Source organism: Demequina sp. (assembly GCA_024707205.1).
In the GTDB taxonomy this organism is placed as follows: domain Bacteria; phylum Actinomycetota; class Actinomycetes; order Actinomycetales; family Demequinaceae; genus Demequina.
In genome coordinates this window covers 791572-809943 of record JANQAD010000001.1, presented here as the reverse complement: position 1 = coordinate 809943, position 18372 = coordinate 791572, and the positions used below count along the sequence as shown (strand labels likewise).

The following is an 18372-nucleotide window of genomic DNA, read 5'->3' as shown; positions in this document are numbered from 1 at the left end:
CAATCCGGTGCATTTTCGGCCTTGCGCGTCAAGGTTGGACCGATCCGCGGTTCGCAGCCGCGGCGGCGAACCTAGCGAAGCTCGAGAGTGAGAAATCGGGAGTTTGGGTCCTCTGCGTAGTCGCCGAAGGGGCCGCACTCCTCGAAGCCGTTGCGCGCGTAGAGCCGATGAGCGGCCGCGAAGTAGTCCTGGCTGCCCGTCTCCAGACTCACTCGCGCGTAGCCGCGCTCGCGGGCGAGCTCCAGCAGCTCGGCCACGATCGCACCCGCGACTCCCTGGCCACGCGCGGCATGGGCGGTGCGCATGGATTTGAGCTCGCCGTGGGCCGGATCCAGCTCTGCGAGGGCGCCCACCCCTAGCAGCGTGCCCGCGTCATCCCGTGCCGCGAGGAACGTGACGTGGTCCGCGCACAGCCGCTCCACGTCGAGGGCGTGCACGGACTCCGGCGGTGACTCCGCGTGCATGTCCGCGAGGTGCTCTTCGAGCAGCTCGGTGATGTCCGTGGCGGTGGGGTCCTCAACCGTGATGCGCACAGCCCAGTTTTGCATGGCGTTTGCCGCGCGCGAAGGTGCAAGTTGTGCCACGCTCAACGCAAGGGATCCACGGTGGAGGCTGGGATGGCGGACGACAACGGCGAGGTCGAGCAGGTGGCGGTTGAGCCGCTGAACGAGCCCGACAACTCCATGCCCACCTGGGTGTGGTGGCTCTTTGGGGGAGCGGGACTGCTCATCATCCTGTTGGTCATCTTCGCTGTCGCTACCTCGACCGACGAGGAGCAGCAGCCTGCACCCCAGCCCTCGTACGCCGAGTCCCCGAGCCCGTCGCCGAGCCCCTCCGTGTCGCCGTCGCCGTCACCGTCGCCATCGGTCACGCCATCCGCGGAGCCGAGTGACTCGCCAACCCCCATGCCGTCGCCCACCGACGTGCCATCGCCGGAACCCACCGCCTCCGACGAGCCCACCCCGATGCCGTCGCCAACCGACATCCCCACCCCGCCGAGCACCTTCGGCGAGGGCAAGATCGTGGTCGGCACGGACGCGGCCGCCGGAACGTACCGCGTGACGCTGCCCGTAGCGTCGGGCTGCGTGTGGGCGCTGAAATCGCCGTCCACCGCGCACGGCCTTACCTCCGACGTGGTCCTTGGCGGCATCCCCACCGTCACGCTCGCGGACGGCGACATCTTCATTTCGAAGAAGTGCGGCACCTGGTCCGCCGTGGACCCGGCCAACCTGTTCAAGAACGTCAACGCCGCAGTTTCCGCAGCGCCCGGCGTGTGGCTCGCGGGCGAGGACATTAAGGCGGGCACGTGGAGCACAGCGAACCTCGGCGAGACGAACGACCCGTCGCAGCTCTGCAAGTGGACCGTCACCGAGTCCCTCGGCACCAACTTCTCCACCACCGTCACGCGGGACCTGATCTTCTCAGGGACCGGCAAGGTGGAGCTGACCGCGGGTCAGCAGTTCGAGTCCACCAACTGCGGGACGTGGACGCTGCTGTCGAAGTAGCAGGGTGAGGCCGGGGCGCTACTCGCCCTTGCCGGTGTCGAGCCCCTGCTTGATCGCGTCCATCACGGAGCTGTCGGCAAGGGTGGTGACGTCGCCGATCGCTCGGTGCTCCGCGACGTCGCGCAGCAGCCGCCGCATGATCTTGCCCGAGCGCGTCTTCGGCACCTCGCTCACCACCAGGATGGTGCGTGGCTTGGCGAGCGCGCCGATGCGCGAACGCACCTGCTCGCGCAGGGCCTCCGCGATGTCGTGGCCCGACGCTGTGGCGCCTTCTGCGTCCGACTTCACCACCACGAACGCCACCACGGCCTGGCCGGTGGTTTCATCCGCGGCCCCCACCACCGCGGCTTCTGCCACCCATGGGTGGGACACGAGCGCGTGCTCGATCTCGGTGGTGGACAGCCGGTGGCCGGAGACGTTCATGACGTCGTCCACGCGGCCGAGCAGCCAGATGTCGCCGTCGATGTCCTTCTTGGCGCCGTCGCCCGCGAAGTAGAGGCCGTCGAACTGGTTCCAGTAGGTCTTCGAGTAGCGCTTGCGGTCTCCCCAGATCCCGCGCAACATCGAGGGCCACGGCTCGCGGATGACCAGATACCCGCCCTCGCCGTTGGCGACGCTCCGGCCCGTGTCGTCCACAACGTCGGCCACAATGCCGGGAAGTGGGGTCTGAGCCGAACCCGGCTTGGTGGCCGTCACACCTGGTAGTGGGCTGATCATGATCGCGCCGGTCTCCGTCTGCCACCAAGTGTCGACCACGGGGCAGCGGTTGCCGCCGATGTGCTCGCGGTACCACATCCACGCTTCCGGGTTGATGGGTTCGCCCACGGAGCCGAGGAGGCGCAGGGAGCTGAGGTCGTACTGCGCGGGGATGGCCTCGCCCCACTTCATGACCGTGCGGATGGCGGTGGGAGCGGTGTAGAGGATGGAGACCTTGTACTTCTGGATGATGTCCCACCAGCGGCCCGTGTTGGGCGTGTTGGGGGTGCCCTCGTAGAGCACCTGAGTGGCGCCGTTGATCATGGGCCCGTAGACGATGTAGGAGTGGCCCGTGATCCAGCCCACGTCCGCGGTGCACCAGTAGACGTCCGTCTCCGGCTTGAGGTCAAAGACGAGGCGATGGGTGGTCGCCGAGCCCGTGAGGTAGCCGCCGGTGGTGTGGAACAGCCCCTTGGGCTTCCCCGTGGTGCCCGAGGTGTAGAGGATGAAGAGCGGGTGCTCGGCATCGACCCACTCGGGCTCGTGCTCTGCCGGCTGCGGGTCCACGACGTCGTGCCACCACAGGTCGCGGCCCTCAACCCAAGCGGTGTCCTGGCCGGTGCGCTTCACCACGAGCACGTGCTCAACGGAGGCCGCGGGCGTGGGGTAGTTCTCGCTCGGGGCGAGCGACTCGTCCACCAGGGGCTTCAAGGCGAGGTGGGCGCCCCGCCTGTTGCCGCCGTCGGCCGTAATGACGAGCTTGGCCTCCGCGTCGTCGATGCGCTGGCGGAGGCTCTCCGCGCTGAAGCCGCCGAAGACCACCGAGTGGATGGCGCCGATGCGCGCGCAGGCGAGCATCGCGACCACGGCCTCCGGGATCTGCGGGAGGTAGATCGCGACGCGGTCGCCCTTGCCGACGCCCAGGGAGAGCAGGCCATTCGCGGCCTTCTGGACGCGCTCGTGGATGTCCGCGTAGGTGAGGGTCTGGGTGTCGCCGGGCTCGCCCTCGAAGTGGAAGGCCACGCGGTCGCCGCGGCCGTGGCGGATGTGGCGGTCCACGGCGTTGTCGCACGCGTTGAGGGTGCCGTCGTAGAACCACTTGGCAACCGGGGCGTCCGACCAGTCGAGGATCTGGGTGAACGGCTCGTGCCAGGACAGGCGCAGCGCCTGCTCGCGCCAGTACTCGAGGCGGTCGGCGTCGGCCTTCTTGTACTCATACGCGGTGGCGTTCGCGTGGGCCGCAAAGCTGACGAGTGGCGGGAAGGTGCGCGTCTCGGTGAACAGGTTTTCGAGGGCTGGGGTTCCGTGCGCTTGACGGGGGTGGGCGTCGTTGACCATGGCGCCAGACTAGACAGGTTATGCCTGGTATTTCCAACCCTTGTGAGGGGGTTTGTTAGGGGGCCTGGTAAAACCCTGGTGGGGCGAGACACGCGATGGCTGCGGCGAGCGCTGCGACCAGCGCCCCGGCGCTGTCCTCCTACGTCTCAACCGCCCAGCGGCGGTTCGAGGCCCACAACCCCCGGCAAACATGCCCTGGACGGTTGAGACGTAGGGGCCCAAAGGTGCGCGCGGGGCGCATCCGTGTTTCGATGGACTCATGCCAGCCGACTATAAGTACGCGACCCGCACCAACGGCGAGGTGGTGATCTTCCACCGCGGCAAGCTCGCGAAGATGCTCCGCGACGAGCCCGCCCAGGAATTCCTCAAGTCCATCAAGGACCTCCCAGAAGGCGAGGATCAGGGCATCATGGCCGCCGCCGTCGGCCACGACGACCAGGTGCCGCGCCCCACCTCGGGCACCGGAGCGTCGGGCAAGCAGGTGCACGGCGACGGCGCCGCGCACGGTCACAAGGAGTTCCGCCGCAAGAGCGGCAGCTAGCGGCCCGACGCTATGGCTGAGTTCCGTTCTACCGCGAGATCGCGCGACGTGGGCGACGAGGGGGCGTTCGGCCCAGTCGCCGAGGCGGTGCTCACGTGGCGGATCCAGCAGCGCGCGGGATTCCGCATCATCGTGGCGCCGGAGCGAGCCGTTCTAGGCGGGCCATTCGTCGCGCGCGCCCCGCACCTGCCGGTGACCACCCGCTGCGAGGTGACCGAGGTCATCGACGAGCAGGACCGCGCAGGCTTCCGCTACCGCACCGTGCCAGGTCACCCGCTTGAGGGCGAGGAGCTGTTCCTCGTGGAGCGCATTGGCGGCCGCACGGTGTTTACCGTGAGCGAGACCTCGCGCCCGGCGACCCTGGTGGCCAAGCTGCCCGGCGCCCGCGCCGTGCAGGCTCGGATCAACGAGCGCTACCTGGACGCCGCGGAGGAGTTCGCGCCTACGGGATCGTGACCGTGACGGGGGGGGTCAAGACGTTTCGGGGTGCGTCACTCCATCGTGTACTCGAGCGGCTCGCTGATCGCGACGGCGCCCTTGACGTCGTTGATGTCCGCGGGATCGATGTCGCGGGTGAGCACATCGTGGAGCACGTCCAGCGGCGGGTTGCACTGGAAGTCGCCAACGTTGTAGTCGCCCGAGCAGTACGGCGAGACGCGGGGATCCTGGGCCAAGTTGGTGTAGGTGATGTCGTACTCGAGGTTGTTGATCTGGTTGATGCCCTCGGCGGCGAAGACCTCCGCGAGCGCCTCCTGTTCGCCGAACACGATGGGATTGACCTGGTAGATCTTGTACGTCCCCTTGGGGAAATCGCCCAGCTTCTTGAGGAACTTCTTCAACGCCTCCTGGTAGGCCAGCTGATCGTCCGGGTCGTTCCAGTCGATGCCTTCCCACTTCTTCTCGAACTTCTTGTACGGCTCCACAGCGTCGCAGAGGTTGGAGCGCTGCAGGCCGGAGCTGGGCCCCGAGGCGCCGGGCACCGGATTGTTCGCGGTGTAGACGTCTACGCCGTGGTACGAGGAATCCGAGACCCACACCACCTTGCCGTCGAGCGTGATCACGTAGTACCCGCCGCCGGCGAGCACAAAGGCCGGCTTCTGGTCCTCGGACACGAACCCGTCGGAGAGCATGACGTAGTCGCCGTACTGGTCGTCCTCTTGCAGCTCCGCGGTTGGTTTTGGCGTGATGCCGCCAACCGCGTGCGTGGACGGCTCGTACGCGTCGCCGCACTTGGGCAGCGCGAACCCCTCCATGGCTTCATTCACCGCGGGCTGGGGATTCCACGTCACCGCGAGCGTCGTTGGGCTGGGGCTGCCCGACGCTGTTGGCGCCGCCGCGCCCCCACCAAAGCTGGGCAGGTGGTCCAGGCCAAACCACCCCGCGACCGCGACGGCGGCGACGGCCGCCGTGGTGCCAGCCGCCGCGCCGGCCAGCGCGGACCGGTGCCGCCCCCGCGCGGGTGCCATGACGGTGTTGACGCCGCCGCTCGGCACGGCGTAGGTCGCCGCGGACCCGGTGAAACGAGCGCGCAAGGCGGCGATGTCCTCTGGGCTGGGATCTGGGAGTGGATCCGGGGTGGCCTTCCCGAGCACGGCCCGCACCCCGTCGGCATCCTTGCCGTCGATGGCGATCAGCACGGCCGCCGCCGGTCGCGCGCCGGACGGGTCCGCAGCCGCGCGGGCCGCCATCCACTCCCGGCAGGCGATCTCCGCCGAGCGGGTGTCTCGCGGCGCCTTGCGCCGCGAGAACACCGCCACGGTGGACTCCTGGGCCAGGTCGCGGGCCGCCTCGCGGCTGTCCACGAGCAGCTCCGCATACGCGACGAGCGCGCTGAATCGCGAGCGCAGCAGGTTCGCGTACGCGGAATGCCATGCCCCCATCGGCGGCCCCCTTCCTAGGCACACCCTAGCCATTCGCACCCTACGAGACCTGGCAAAGGCGGCGGGCGCGCTAGTCTTCCGCTCGTGTCATCGACGACCGCACTCGACCCAGTGGCCCCAGACGCCATCCCCGCCGACATCGCCAAGGAAGCCCCCGAGGGCAGCCAGCGCAAAGAGCATCGCATCGCGGGTGCGGACGGGCTGCGCGCCGCCGCGGCCCTTGGCGTGGTGTTCTCCCACCTCTTCCAGCGTCTCGCCTTCGACCAGCACGGCACCGTCTGGGCGGACATCCAGGGCGTCGCCATGAAGGGCGCCTACGGCGTCTCCGTCTTCTTCGTGCTCTCCGGTACCCTGCTGAGCCTGCCCTTCTGGACCGCCTACTTCAGCGGCGACAAGATGCCGTCGCTACGGCACTATGCCAAGCGTCGGGCAGCGCGCATTGTCCCCGGTTTCTATGTGGCCCTGACGGTGAGCTTCCTCGCCGTGCTCGCCTGGTACCCCACCACCCAGCACCCCCTCACCCGCTACCTCGCGGGCCTGAGCTTCCTGAGCGGCTGGCACTGGCTGACGTTCTTCCCCGTGGAGTCCAACGGGCCGCTGTGGTCCATCTCGCTCGAGGTGATGAGCTACATCTTCATGCCGATCGCGATGCTGGGCATGTTCCTCATCGGCCGCCGGCGCGGCTGGACGGGCGCGGGCTACTGGGTGGGTGTGCTGATTGTGGTCGTCCTGGTAAACCAGTGGATCACCACCACCTTCATCCCCTCGGACGACCAGAAGGGCTGGGAGTTCGGCGACGTCGGCGGCGCCAAGACGTGGCTGCCGTACTTCAACCCGGTCGGCTTCTTCGCGCACTTCGCGATGGGCATCGCGGCGGCAGGGTTCATCGCCTGGTGGCGGCACCGCTCCGGTGCCCGACGCTGGGGTTTCGACCTCCTTGGCCTCGCCGGAATCCTGGGGCTGGCTTGGCTCGTGTGGGTCAATCGCTTCCCCTACGAGCCCGAGTTCATGGGCAACTTCCAGAACCAGCCGTACCTGTGGCCGTGGCTCGCGGTGTGCGCGGCGGTGGCGCTCGTTGGCGCATCGCACTCTCGGCTGTTGGGGGCGGATCATGGACAACCGGTTTGCGCGGTACACCGCGACCGTCTCGTTCGGGATCTACGTGTGGCACTACCTGATGGTGGGGCTCGTGGAGTTGCTCACCAACGGGGAGTTCACCTACGGCAACGTCTACGACCTTGGGCGCTTCGGGATGATGTCGCTGACGGTGCTGGTGCTGGCCTACGCGTTCGCCTCCGCGAGCTGGTTCTGGATGGAGAAGCGGGTGCTGCAGTCCAAGTGGGCGCGCAGCTAGCGCTGGCCCCTGGCCCGGCGCCTCGACGGGTTTAGGCACGTTGCGCATACCTTTCGCGCACAGTCGCGCCCGTTTAGGCAACTGACGCATACCTTGGCGGCGACACCCCCTTCAGCGGGAGCTTGCGGCCAAGGTATGCGTCACCTGCCTAAACCGAGGCGCGCGGGCCCAAAGAGTATGCGCAGTGTGCCTAAGCCAAGGGGGGTGCAGCTAGGGGATCGTTATCGTGACCGGCTTGGAGATGGCTAGCGCGGGGGCGCCGTCCACGACGTACTCCTGCGGCACGTCGCGCGCCAGGACCTCGTCGAGCACGTCCTGAGGGACGTCGCAGACCCGGATCGTCACGTCGCCCTCTCCGCTCACCTGGTCGGTGCAGTAGGGCTCCAAGCGCGGGTCGTCAGCAAGCGGGGTGTCGCCGATCGAGTACGACAGCGTGCCGATGTTGCTGACGCCCTCGTCGTTCAGGGCGCGGGCGATCGCGGCCGGCTCGCCAACGATGATCGGCGCCACGGCGTAGATCTTGTACTCGCCCGACGGGAGTTCGGCGTGCTCGGCGTTGAAGGCGTCGGTCGCGTCCTGAGCCGCCTGGATGTCCTCGGGGGTCGCGGTGTCGAAGTCGACGTTCGCCCAGATCTCGGCGAGCTGGCCGGAGACGTCGCACAGGGTTGGCCCCGTGAGTGAGACGCCCTCGCCGGCCGGCGTTTTGGAGCCGGGGATCGCCACGAAGTACTGCGGCACGTACTCGCCGCCCCAGTCCGGCGAGATCACCACGCCGTCCCTCGTCACGATGTAGTAGCCCTCCGCCCCAACGAATGCCACGGGGTCCTGGCCCTCCGGCGTGTAGTTGGAGGTGATGCTGAGGGTGTCGACGCCATCTTCGTCGTCGAGCGTTGCCTCGGCGGTGAGGACGACCCCATTGGCCGCCGTCGCATCGCCGGACCACGTGTCACCGCACGCCGGGTGCTGCATCACGGCGCTCGCGGCCGCGACGACCTTCGAGTTGTCGAACGTGAGGTGCACATAGGCGATGCTCGTTGCGGTCGGCGTCGACGACGCGGACGGTGACGGCTCCGCGGTCACGTGCGCGTCCTGCCACCACTTCACGCCGAACCAGCCGATGGCCGCGGATGCCAATGCGACCATCAGCGCGGCAGCGATCTTCAGCGCCCTGGGCACGGCGAAATCTCCTCGTGGAGGGTGAGTGGGAAGCGCCCCGCGACGGGCGCGCACCTAGAGTAACAAATGCGCGCGCAAGCATCCCCGACGCTCGCTCTCAGCGCGCGCATCGTCCCCCTTCGTCCGGTACCGGCCCCTGTCATCAATAGAACGTCAGCGGCGGCGCTTTCGTGGGGTGGGAATCATCACAAATCGGTCACGATCGGCGGCGGATCGCGAAGAACGCGCCGCCGCAACGGTGAGCGCGATGGCTCCGCCTAGAAACCACCACTCGCCCGCCGCCTCCTGCTGGTCGCTGTCGATCGGCGTCGGCGGTTCGGCGCTCGTAGGAACCGGCTGGATAGCGAGCGCATCCTCGATGACGGGCGTCCACGCGGCCGCGAGTTTGGCGTTGCCCGCGTCGTTCGGGTGGATGCCGTCGTCGGTGTCGGTCGCCGGGTCAAAGCCGGTGGAGAGGTCCGCGACCATGACGGGGGACTCATCGGTGGACGCGGCCTCCGCCCATGCGGGCAGTGCCTCCGCGAGCGCGGCCTGCTCCGCGTCGCACCCGCACACCCCGGAGTCGAGCGGGGGAGGGGTGCCCACCACCACGCGCATCGATGGCCGGTAGTCCCGATACAGCTGCAGCAGCTTGTCGTACTGCGCGAGGATCGCATCCGCGTCGCTGCCGCCGAGCAGGTCGTTGGTGCCGAGCAGCATCACGATCACCTGCGGCGTATACGTCCCCAGCACGTCGTCGGTGGCGAGCTTGATCCACATGCGCGTGGCGGTGATGCCGCCGATCCCGGTGTTGTCGGCGTCAAACGGCTCGCCCACCGCGTTCGTGACGTCGCCGCATTCGTTCGCGGTAAGGATGCCCACCATGTCCACGGGCCAGCCGTCGTTCGTCAGCGACACCCACACGGGTGCACGCCAGCAGCCGGGGGAGCCCGTGATCGAGTCGCCCACGAACATCAGGCGGGTCGTCTCGGGTGCGATGCTCGGGTCCACGTCTGACGCGACCGCCGCCGGGCCAAGCGCCACAGACCCAACCACCGCGAAGGCGACCGCCAGCGCCAACCCAAGCGAGCGTCGGACCCCCATGCGGTGAACCTACTCCCAGCGGCGCCTGCGCACCGCGCGCGAGACGAGCACGGCGCCGACCACCACCCCAATCACCAGCGCCACGCCCACGGCGACCGACGCGGGGGACGGCGCCGAGCGAAGCGCGATGGGCTTGCGGAAGCGGAGGATCCCCCAGCCGTTCTCGAGCGCCTCGCGGCGCAGGGCGCGGTCGGGGTTCACGGCGTAACCGTGGCCAACGGCCTGGAGCATGGGCATGTCCGTGATCGAGTCCGAGTACGCGTAGCTTCGCGCGAGGTCGTAGCCGCGCTCGGCCGCGAGCTCCGCCATCGCGACCGCCTTGTTCTCGCCGAACGCGTAGAAGTCGATCTCCCCGGTGAAGTGGCCGTCCTCAACGGTCATGCGAGTGGCGATCACGGCGTCCGCACCCAGCAGCGCGGCGATGGGTCGCACCACCTCCTCGGCGGACGCGCTGACGATCACCACGTCCCTGCCGAGTTCGTGGTGCGCGTGGATCAGCTCGAGCGCCTCCTCGAAGACCACCGGGTCGATGTACTCGTGGAGCGTCTCGTCGAGGATCTCGTTGAGCCGCTCAACATCCCACCCGCGGATGAGCTCCGCGAGGGCGTCGCGCAGACGGTTGGTCTTGCGCTCGTCGGCGCCGCCCATGTGGAACAGCAGCGCGGCGTAGCCGGTGCGCAGCGCGGCCGTTCGCGTGAGCAGGCCGCCCTCAAGAAGCGGGCGCGACAGGGCCGAGGACGAGCTCATCGCAATGATGGTCTTGTCCAGGTCGAAGAACGCGGCCGGCCGCGTCTTGTCTGCCATTCGCCCTCCTTACTTAACGGTATCGGCGCTTACTGACTCTGACCAAAGCCCCAACCCGCGTCCCCGGTTAACGTTGAGTGGCCGGTTATCCACCGTCGGGCGGCCCGACGCTGTTGCCGGCCCCGCTCGAGCGGCACCCTTGCGTGGTGAAACCTGGCGACGACCCCCTTGCTTCCCTCCTCGCGCTTCCGGGGGTGACGGACGTGCTCGTGAACGGCCCGGGGGAGGTGTGGGTGGATCGCGGTTTCGGCTGCGAACGGGCGGCGGTGACGTTTCCCGGGCCCGACGCTGTGCGAGCTTTGGCGGTGCGGCTCGCCTCCGTGGCCGGGAGGCGCTTGGACGACGCGGCGCCGAGCGTGGATGCGCGGCTGCCGGACGGGTCCAGGCTGCATGCCGTGCTGCCGCCCGTGGCCGATGGGTGCACGGCGATCTCGATCCGGCGGGTGCGGGCGGAGCCGTTTGCGCTTGCGGACCTGGCGGTAGCGGGAATGGTGGCTCCCGAGGTCTCCCGGGTGCTGGCCGCGCTCGTGGCGGCGCGCGCGTCGCTGCTGGTGACCGGGGGCACGGGCGCGGGGAAGACCACGCTCGCGTCCACGCTGCTTGGCCTCGTTGACGAGCGAGAGCGGATTGTCGTGGTCGAGGAGGTGGGGGAGCTCAACCCGGCCCACCCGCACGTGGTTCGCCTCGTTGAGCGGCGCGCCAACGTGGAGGGCGCGGGCGGGGTGGGGCTCGAGCGCCTCGTGCGCGAGGCGCTGCGGATGCGGCCGGACCGCATCGTGCTCGGCGAGTGCCGCGGTGCCGAGCTGCGCGAGGTGCTCACCGCCTACAACACGGGGCATCGCGGCGGGCTCACGACGCTTCACGCGAACTCGGCGGCCGATGTGCCAGCGCGGCTCGCCGCGCTTGGCGCTCTCGCGGGACTTCCCGACCGCGCAACGCACCGCCTCGCGGCCGCCGGCTTCGACGCCGTGGTCCACGTGGAACGGCTTCCGAATGGCGTGCGCAGGGTGGCTGAGGTGGCCGTGCTCGCGCTCGGCGCGCGCGGGCTGCTGGTGCGGTCTGCGCTGCGCGACGACGGCGCGCGGGGACCAGGGTGGGACGCGCTCGCGGCGCTGGTCGGCGATGCCTGACGACCCGTTGGCCCAGGCCGCGGCGGTGGTGGGGCTCTTGCGCGCGGGCCTGCCGCCCGCGGAGGCGTTCGTCGAGGGCGGATGGGGTCAGGCGGGCGAGGACGGGGCGCCTCTGGGGGCCACGCCGGAGCTCGCGGTCGCCGCGCGGCTCGCGCACGCCACGGGCGCCCCGCTCGCCCCGATCCTCGAGGCGTGCGCCGCGGCCGCTCGCGAGGAGGCGGAGGCGGCGCTCGCCCGGGACGTCGCCCTCGCCGGCCCGCGCATGTCCGCTCGCGTCCTCGCGTGGCTTCCGCTCGCCGGCCTCGCGCTCGCGGTGCTGATCGACGCGGGCGTGCTGCGGGTGCTCGCGAGCGCGATCGGCGCGGCGCTCGTGGCTGTTGCCGCACTGCTGACGATCGCCGGCCGCTGGTGGATGCGGCGCCTCGTGTCGCGGGCGCAGTCGCCGCCAACGGCGACCGGAGTGATGCTCCACGCCGTGCGCGCGGCCCTCGCGGCGGGGGCCGACATCCCGAGCGCGCTCGCGGCCGTTGGCAACGCGATGGCGCCGGAGCCCACGCTCGCGAGCGAGGGCGCACGCCTCCAGTCGGTGGCGCTCGCGTTGGCGAACGGCGAGGTGTGGGACGAGGCGTGGCAGGGCGCGGGCCTGCTTGAGCTGGCCGACGGGCTGCGGCTCGCCTGGACGCGGGGGTCGCACGCCGCGCCAATGCTGCTTGCCGCCGCCGCTGGGGCCGACCTGCGGCGGCGCCGGGCCGCTCAGGTGGCGGCCGGAGAGCTTTCCGTGCGGCTCACGCTGCCGTTGGCGCTGTGCCTGCTGCCCGCCTTCGTGGTCGCGGGCATCCTGCCTCTGCTGGTCTCCCTCGTGGGAGGCATCCAGTGATGTCCCCAGCCGGCGCAGAGTTCGCGGCCATCCACCGGTGCCGGGGATGCGGCGCGCTAAGCGTCACTCGGCCGCGGCACGGTTGAGCCAAGGAAAGGAGTTCACATGAGGAAATGGAACTGGCGCGCTGTTGATTGGCGCAGCGACCGTGGCATGGCCACCGTCGAGTACGCGATGGTGACGGTCGCGGCCGCCGCCTTCGCGGGAGTGCTGATCGCGCTGCTCAAATCGGCCGCCGTGCGCGACCTGCTCATGGGCATCGTCAAGTCCGCGCTCGGCGGCTAGCGATGCGCGGCGACCGCGGCTCAACGACGGTGGAGTTCGCGCTCTCGCTGCCGGCCGTGGTGCTCGTGCTGGCGTCGGTGCTGGCCGGGGCACGCCACGCGGCCGACGCCGTGGTCGCCAGGGAGGCGGCCGCTACCGCCGCGCGGGTTGCGTTGGTGGACGGGGAGTCGGCGGGAGAGCGCGCGGGCAGGGCGGTGGCGCCGGGACGCGTCACCGTCCGCCTGGCCACCTCCGACGGGTGGTGGGTCGCGCGCGCGACCCTCAGGGTTCCCGGCCCTCTCCCCGACGTCATCGCAACCGCAAAGGCGTATCAGCCGTGAGCAGGGATGGGAGCAGCGACAGCGGCAGCGCGACGGTGGCGGTCGTCGCGCTGCTCGCCGTCGCGATCACCGTGGGGCTTGCCATCGCGGCGGCGGCCGGGATAGCCGCCGATCGTGTCGATGCGCGCGCGGCCGCCGACCTCGCCGCGCTCGCCGGCGCCCACCAAGCGCGGCAGAACCTCGCCGGCATGGGTCGGGACCCGTGCGCGGTCGCAGACCGCGCGGCGGCCGCGAACGCGGCCGAGCTCACCGCATGCCGAGCGTGGGGCGACGGGTCGGTGCAGGTGACCGTGGCGTCGGGCCGTGCAAAGGCGAGCGCGCGAGCCGGGCCGGACGGGGAGGCCGGAGAAAGAGAGAGGCCCGGCGGTGGCTCGGGCTGAGGGAACCGAACCACCACCGGACCTACCCGGCTCTTCGGAGGAACTGAGGGAATCCTCCGGGCCAGGCTGGACGCTCTGTGGCGTCAAGTAACAGTCAAGCCCACTTGGTGCTCGTTATAGAAACATCTCGAGCCGAATGTGACGGATATCACACGGGGCGTCCTGTTTGTCTACTTCGTCACCGTCACGGTCCCGAGGGACGTCCAGACGGTGAATGAGACGGAGTCGCTGTCCGCCGGGGCGGGGGCCATGATGGGCTCCGGCTCGTCAGAGTCGGAGGGCGCATCCGGTGCCACGTCGTCGGCCGCGCCGCCTCCCTCGACCTCAGCCTGGTAGGCGATGGCGTAGTCGTTGCCCAGGTAGAGGTCCTGTGCGCTCAGCACCGTGTACGTGCCCGGCTGGACCACGTTCGCGCGGGCCGCGTTCCAGCAGCCGTTGAGGTCGCGCCACAGGTAGTCGCCGCTGAGGGTGTCTCCTGGTGCGAGGTAGCCGTTGCTCGGCGCGAAGATGAGGCTCTCCCCTGCGGCCTTGGCCGAGTCCGTGGCATAGGCGATGCCCATGTTGTTCTGGTCGGGGTTGACGGGGTAGGCCTCGGCGATCGCCTTGCCATCCTTCACCAGCACCAGCCGCGGGGAGGCTCCCTCGTAGAAGCCCGGCAGTGACCAGTCGGTGGTGTTCTTGAGCGCGTAGTGCACCAGCGGGTTGTCATCCACGACCCAGCCATAGCTGAGGTGGACGCTGCTCGGCAGGTCACCGGTCACTGCGAGCCAGTTGAGGTCCGCCGACTGAGCCGGGAACGCGCCATTGGCGCCGTCCATGGGGCAGCCGTAGTAGGTGTCGACCCACGCGTCCGGCGACTCGTCCTGCGAGTCACTCGTCTTCACCACGCGCTGCGTGCCGACCGCCATGTCCCACTTGCCCAGGAGCGCCGCCTCGTAGGCCTTGCGCGCCTCGTCGCTCGTGAGCACGTCCGACGGCGTGGCCGGGTTCGGGTCCACGGTGCCGGGATCGGTGGGGTTGAGGTACTTGGCGAACGGGTCCTTGACCGGGTCGCCCGCGATCGTGAACGGCACGGCGTCGCTGACCGCAAAGCTCACGGGCTCCTCAACGAAGTTCGCGCTCGCGTCGCTCGAGACCGAGGTGTCGGGGTCGAGAGTGACGCTGGGATCGGGTGCGGGCTCGGGTGCGATGTCGGGCCCGCCCGTGGGCTCCGGGACGGGCGGGATGTCCGCGCTCACGCCGGTCACCGTGACGATCGTGTAGTCGCCGGCGGGCAGCGCCGCGCCGTCCCAGCAGTTGTTGAGGTCGAACCCGGCTCCGCGCGTCGCGTTCGCATCCGCGGTGACCGTCAGCTGGTCCGAGTCACTAGCCACGGGACCGGCCGCAACCACGAGGCCGTTCCACACCACGTACGCGGTCGGGGAGTCCGGAGAGAAGGAACGGTCCGACTTGGTCTCGTAGAGAACCTTGAACTGTGCGGAGTTGTCCTGGATGCCGCCCCAGAACAGTGTCGCGCTCACGTCGCCGGCAGGGAACTGCGTGAGGTCCAGCGCGGATCCGCACGCGACCGGGCCGCCTGCGACGACCATGCCGTCGTTGCCCACAAAGCCGGGCTCGATGGCACCACCGGCGGTGTCTTCCGTCTTGCCGTTGTCGGCCTCGGCCGCGCCAAGGGCGGTCTGGTTGGCGACCACGCCGGCAACGCCGGCGAAGACGAGCGCCGCGGCGCCAACGCCGACGATGCCGTTCGCGCCAACGCGGATCGCGCGGTTGCGCCGGGCGCGGGAGCGCACCCTGCTCGTCGACACGGACAGCTCCTCAACGGGCGCGGAGTCCGCCGCCGCCCGCAGTGCGTCTGACATCTTCATGGTTGGTTCCCTCCACTTGAGCCCTTCGGGGGCTGCACGATGGTCGTCTCGTCCTCTGCCTCAATGTCACCGAGCGCCAACTGCAGACGCCCAACAGCGTCGGCCAGATAGCGCTTGACGGAGCCTTCCGCGATCCCGAGGTGCCGCGAGATCTGCGGCACCGTGAGGTCGTCGAAGTAGCGCAGCACCACGCACGTCCGCTCCCGAGGTGAGAGGGTCGCGAGAGCCGCGTGAACGTCGGACCCCGCCGCGATGGCGTGAACCGGGTCCCGCGCGGGCTCCTCCTCGCGGAAGAGGTGCTGCACTCGTTGCCAGCGCTGACCGCGCCGGTACTCATCGATGAAGACGGACGTGATCGCGCGTCGGACATAGCCCTCCGCGTTGACCACCGTGAGACCCTTGCGCTCGCGAGAGAAGGTGCGCACCAACGCGTCCTGGACCAGGTCCTGAGCCCGGGTCGCGTCGCCGCACACCAGGAACGCGTAGCCGAGCAGCGCGCGCTCACGATCGCGCACGAGGTGCTCCATCGTGTCTTGCCACTCGGCCATGAGTCCTCCGGTCCGGTCAACCGCCTTACGCAATGTCGACGTACACCTAAGTCGAAACGTTGGGGCGGTCGCCGGTGAACCCATCGTCCCCTAGACTCGCCAGGTACGTAAGCCGCCGTGACAAGGGCGTCGCGGCCGTCAAGGAGGACGAATGCTATCCACCTCGGTCCAGGCCATCTCGGTCTCCACCGAAAGCGTCACCACTGTCATCGTTATCGGGGTCATTGCCGCGCTGTCGCTCGCTATGTCCTGGTATTTGCGCCAACAGGTGCTCAAGTACAACGAGGGCAGCGCCAAGATGCAGGAGATCGCGGGAGCGGTCCAGGAGGGCGCGTCCGCGTACCTCAAGCGCCAGTTCCGCACGCTCTCCGTGTTCGCGGTGATCGTTTTCGCGCTGCTGTTCCTGCTGCCCGGCGACATGGACGTGCGCATCGGTCGTTCCGCGTTCTTCCTGGTAGGCGCCACGTGTTCGGCTGTCATCGGCTACATGGGCATGTGGCTGGCCGTGCGCGCGAACGTGCGCGTGGCCTTCGCCGCCACCGAGGAGGACGGCCGCGCTCGCGGCGCCCGCATCGCGTTCCGCACCGGCGGCGCGGTGGGCATGGGCGTTGTTGGGCAGGGCCTCGGCGCGTCGGCTCTCGTGGTCTTCCTGTACCGGGCCGACGCTCCTGCCGTGCTTGAGGGATTCGGCTTCGGTGCCGCTCTGCTCGCCATGTTCATGCGCGTTGGCGGCGGCATCTTCACCAAGGCGGCCGACGTTGGCGCGGACCTCGTTGGCAAGGTCGAGAACCACATCCCAGAGGACGACCCCCGCAACGCGGCCACGATCGCGGACAACGTGGGCGACAACGTCGGCGACTGCGCCGGCATGGCCGCGGACCTCTTCGAGTCCTACGCGGTCACCCTCGTTGCGGCGCTGATCCTCGGCAAGGTCGCGTTCGGCGAGCAGGGCCTCGTGTTCCCGCTCATCGTGACGGCGATCGGCGCGGTCACCGCCGCGATCGGCGTGCTCATCACCCGCGTGCGCAAGAACGAGGGCGGTCTCAAGGCCATCAACCGTGGCTTCTACACGTCCGCCGTGATCGGCGCCGTGCTCGCCGTTGCCGCGGCCTTCGTGTACCTCCCCGACTCGTTCGCGAGCTTCAACGGCTCGCGCCTCGGCGATGACGCTTCCGACCCGCGCGTCGCGGCGTCCATCGCCGTGGTCATCGGCATCGCGCTCGCGGGCGTGATCCTGTGGCTCACCGGCTACTTCACCGACACCGCCAAGCGCCCAACGCGCCGCGTGGCCCGCACCTCTCTTACCGGTGCGGCAACCGTGGTGCTCGCCGGAATCGGTGTTGGCCTCGAGTCCGCGGTGTACACCGCGCTCGTGATCGGCGGCGCGATCGTGGCGCTGTTCTTCGTGGCCGGGTCCTCGATCCCGCTGGCGCTGTTCCTCGTGGCTCTCGCGGGCTGCGGCCTGCTCACCACCGTTGGTGTGATCGTGGCGATGGACACGTTCGGTCCGGTCTCCGACAACGCCCAGGGCATCGCCGAGATGTCCGGCGAGGTGGACGAGGAGGCGGCGAAGACGCTCACCGACCTCGACGCCGTCGGCAACACCACCAAGGCCGTCACCAAGGGCATCGCGATCGCGACGGCCGTGCTCGCCGCGACCGCGCTGTTCGGCTCGTACTCCGACGCGGTGAGCACTGCGCTGGCCAACGCCGGCAACGCGGTTGCGACCTTCAGCTACGAGATCATCAACCCCATCACGCTCGTCGGCGTGATCATCGGCGGCGCCGTGGTGTTCCTCTTCTCCGGTCTCGCGATCGACGCGGTGACCCGCGCCGCGGGCGCGATCGTGTTCGAGGTTCGCCGCCAGTTCCGCGAGATGCCAGGCATCATGGACGGCACGCAGCGCCCCGAGTACGGCCGCGTCGTGGACATCTGCACGCGCGACTCGCTTCGCGAGCTCGCGACGCCGGGTCTGCTCGCCGCGATGGCGCCGATCTTCGTCGGCATGGCACTGGGTCCCGGAGCGCTCGCGGGCTTCCTCGCCGGCGCGATCGGCACCGGCGTGCTCATGGCCGTGTTCCTCGCGAACTCGGGTGGGTCATGGGACAACGCCAAGAAGATCGTCGAGGACGGCTATCACGGCGGCAAGTACTCTCCCGCCCACGAGGCCACGATCATCGGCGACACCATTGGTGACCCGTTCAAGGACACCGCCGGCCCCGCGATCAACCCGCTCATCAAGGTGATGAACCTGGTGTCGGTGCTCATCGCGCCCGCAGTGGTGATGCTGACCTACGGCGACAGCGCCAACCCATGGCTGCGTGGCGGCATCGCGTTCATCGCGGCCGCTGTGGCCGTGGGCGCGGTGTATGCGGCGGCCCGCCGCGCGCACCAGGGCGGCATCGCGTCCGAGGTGGACTCCGCCGTGCACGACCTGGGCGACGACTCGCCCGGTGACGCCGTGGACGCGGAGCTCGCGGAGGCCGACGCCAAGGAGTAGCGCGCTCTCCTCACTCCTGAAATGGGCGCTGAGGGTCACCAAGTTCGAAATTGGTGACACTCAGCACCCATTCCGCGTCCCGGGCGG

At 69.5% G+C, this 18372-nt stretch carries 18 protein-coding genes; 10 read left to right on the top strand and 8 right to left on the bottom strand.

Annotation, left to right across the window (positions count from 1 at the left end; all coding sequences use genetic code 11):
- Positions 1-71: 71 nt before the first annotated feature.
- The gene (locus NVV57_04105; protein ID MCR6711916.1) at positions 72-548 is read right to left on the bottom strand and encodes a GNAT family N-acetyltransferase; all 477 of its coding nucleotides are present in this window, start codon (positions 546-548) and stop codon (positions 72-74) included.
- 69 nt (positions 549-617) lie between these two features.
- Here NVV57_04105 and NVV57_04100 point away from each other — a divergent pair, with 69 nt between their 5' ends.
- Positions 618-1505 carry a hypothetical protein gene (locus NVV57_04100; GenBank protein ID MCR6711915.1) on the top strand — a complete coding sequence of 296 codons (888 nt, stop codon included), beginning with the start codon at positions 618-620 and terminating at the stop codon, positions 1503-1505.
- Positions 1506-1523: 18 nt separating this feature from the next.
- On the opposite strand, the gene acs is transcribed toward NVV57_04100, so the two are convergent.
- Positions 1524-3539: an acetate--CoA ligase gene (acs, locus tag NVV57_04095; protein MCR6711914.1), complete on the bottom strand. Its 2016-nt coding sequence runs from the start codon at positions 3537-3539 to the stop codon at positions 1524-1526.
- A 259-nt stretch (positions 3540-3798) separates the two neighbouring features.
- Between acs and NVV57_04090 the strand changes: the two genes are divergently transcribed.
- Positions 3799-4080 carry a hypothetical protein gene (locus tag NVV57_04090; GenBank protein ID MCR6711913.1) on the top strand — a complete coding sequence of 94 codons (282 nt, stop codon included), beginning with the start codon at positions 3799-3801 and terminating at the stop codon, positions 4078-4080.
- A gap of 12 nt (positions 4081-4092) precedes the next feature.
- Positions 4093-4536 carry a DUF1990 domain-containing protein gene (locus NVV57_04085; protein MCR6711912.1) on the top strand — a complete coding sequence of 148 codons (444 nt, stop codon included), beginning with the start codon at positions 4093-4095 and terminating at the stop codon, positions 4534-4536.
- A 35-nt stretch (positions 4537-4571) separates the two neighbouring features.
- Here NVV57_04085 and NVV57_04080 read toward each other — a convergent pair whose 3' ends face one another.
- Positions 4572-5960, bottom strand: a complete 1389-nt coding sequence (locus NVV57_04080) for a hypothetical protein (GenBank protein ID MCR6711911.1) — start codon at positions 5958-5960, stop codon at positions 4572-4574.
- 84 nt (positions 5961-6044) lie between these two features.
- Here NVV57_04080 and NVV57_04075 point away from each other — a divergent pair, with 84 nt between their 5' ends.
- Positions 6045-7349, top strand: coding sequence for an acyltransferase (locus tag NVV57_04075; protein MCR6711910.1), 1305 nt, complete (start codon positions 6045-6047; stop codon positions 7347-7349).
- Between the two features lie 175 nt (positions 7350-7524).
- Here NVV57_04075 and NVV57_04070 read toward each other — a convergent pair whose 3' ends face one another.
- From NVV57_04070 to NVV57_04060, 3 genes are all read right to left on the bottom strand, one after another.
- A complete protein-coding gene (locus tag NVV57_04070) occupies positions 7525-8490 on the bottom strand; it encodes a hypothetical protein (GenBank protein ID MCR6711909.1) in 966 nt (321 codons plus the stop codon).
- A gap of 153 nt (positions 8491-8643) precedes the next feature.
- On the bottom strand, positions 8644-9573 hold the full coding sequence (locus NVV57_04065) for a GDSL-type esterase/lipase family protein (GenBank protein MCR6711908.1): 930 nt from the start codon (positions 9571-9573) through the stop codon (positions 8644-8646).
- Positions 9574-9582: 9 nt separating this feature from the next.
- Entirely contained in the window at positions 9583-10377 is a 795-nt protein-coding gene (locus NVV57_04060) for an HAD-IB family hydrolase (GenBank protein MCR6711907.1), read from the bottom strand.
- 146 nt (positions 10378-10523) lie between these two features.
- Here NVV57_04060 and NVV57_04055 point away from each other — a divergent pair, with 146 nt between their 5' ends.
- From NVV57_04055 to NVV57_04035, 5 genes are all read left to right on the top strand, one after another.
- Positions 10524-11507 carry a TadA family conjugal transfer-associated ATPase gene (locus NVV57_04055; protein ID MCR6711906.1) on the top strand — a complete coding sequence of 328 codons (984 nt, stop codon included), beginning with the start codon at positions 10524-10526 and terminating at the stop codon, positions 11505-11507.
- A complete protein-coding gene (locus tag NVV57_04050; GenBank protein ID MCR6711905.1) occupies positions 11500-12384 on the top strand; it encodes a type II secretion system F family protein in 885 nt (294 codons plus the stop codon). Before NVV57_04055 ends, NVV57_04050 begins: the two co-directional genes overlap by 8 nt.
- 105 nt (positions 12385-12489) lie before the next feature.
- Positions 12490-12669: a DUF4244 domain-containing protein gene (locus NVV57_04045; GenBank protein ID MCR6711904.1), complete on the top strand. Its 180-nt coding sequence runs from the start codon at positions 12490-12492 to the stop codon at positions 12667-12669.
- Between the two features lie 2 nt (positions 12670-12671).
- Positions 12672-12989 carry a pilus assembly protein gene (locus tag NVV57_04040; GenBank protein MCR6711903.1) on the top strand — a complete coding sequence of 106 codons (318 nt, stop codon included), beginning with the start codon at positions 12672-12674 and terminating at the stop codon, positions 12987-12989.
- Positions 12986-13369 carry a pilus assembly protein TadG-related protein gene (locus tag NVV57_04035; GenBank protein MCR6711902.1) on the top strand — a complete coding sequence of 128 codons (384 nt, stop codon included), beginning with the start codon at positions 12986-12988 and terminating at the stop codon, positions 13367-13369. The genes NVV57_04040 and NVV57_04035 overlap by 4 nt, the downstream gene beginning before the upstream one ends.
- A 170-nt stretch (positions 13370-13539) precedes the next feature.
- Here NVV57_04035 and NVV57_04030 read toward each other — a convergent pair whose 3' ends face one another.
- Together NVV57_04030 and NVV57_04025 are read right to left on the bottom strand one after the other, a co-directional pair.
- A complete protein-coding gene (locus NVV57_04030) occupies positions 13540-15237 on the bottom strand; it encodes a hypothetical protein (GenBank protein ID MCR6711901.1) in 1698 nt (565 codons plus the stop codon).
- Positions 15234-15785 carry an RNA polymerase sigma factor gene (locus tag NVV57_04025; protein ID MCR6711900.1) on the bottom strand — a complete coding sequence of 184 codons (552 nt, stop codon included), beginning with the start codon at positions 15783-15785 and terminating at the stop codon, positions 15234-15236. Before NVV57_04025 ends, NVV57_04030 begins: the two co-directional genes overlap by 4 nt.
- Before the next feature lie 151 nt (positions 15786-15936).
- On the opposite strand from NVV57_04025, the gene NVV57_04020 reads away from it, so the two are divergent.
- Positions 15937-18285, top strand: coding sequence for a sodium-translocating pyrophosphatase (locus NVV57_04020; protein MCR6711899.1), 2349 nt, complete (start codon positions 15937-15939; stop codon positions 18283-18285).
- Positions 18286-18372: the final 87 nt, after the last annotated feature.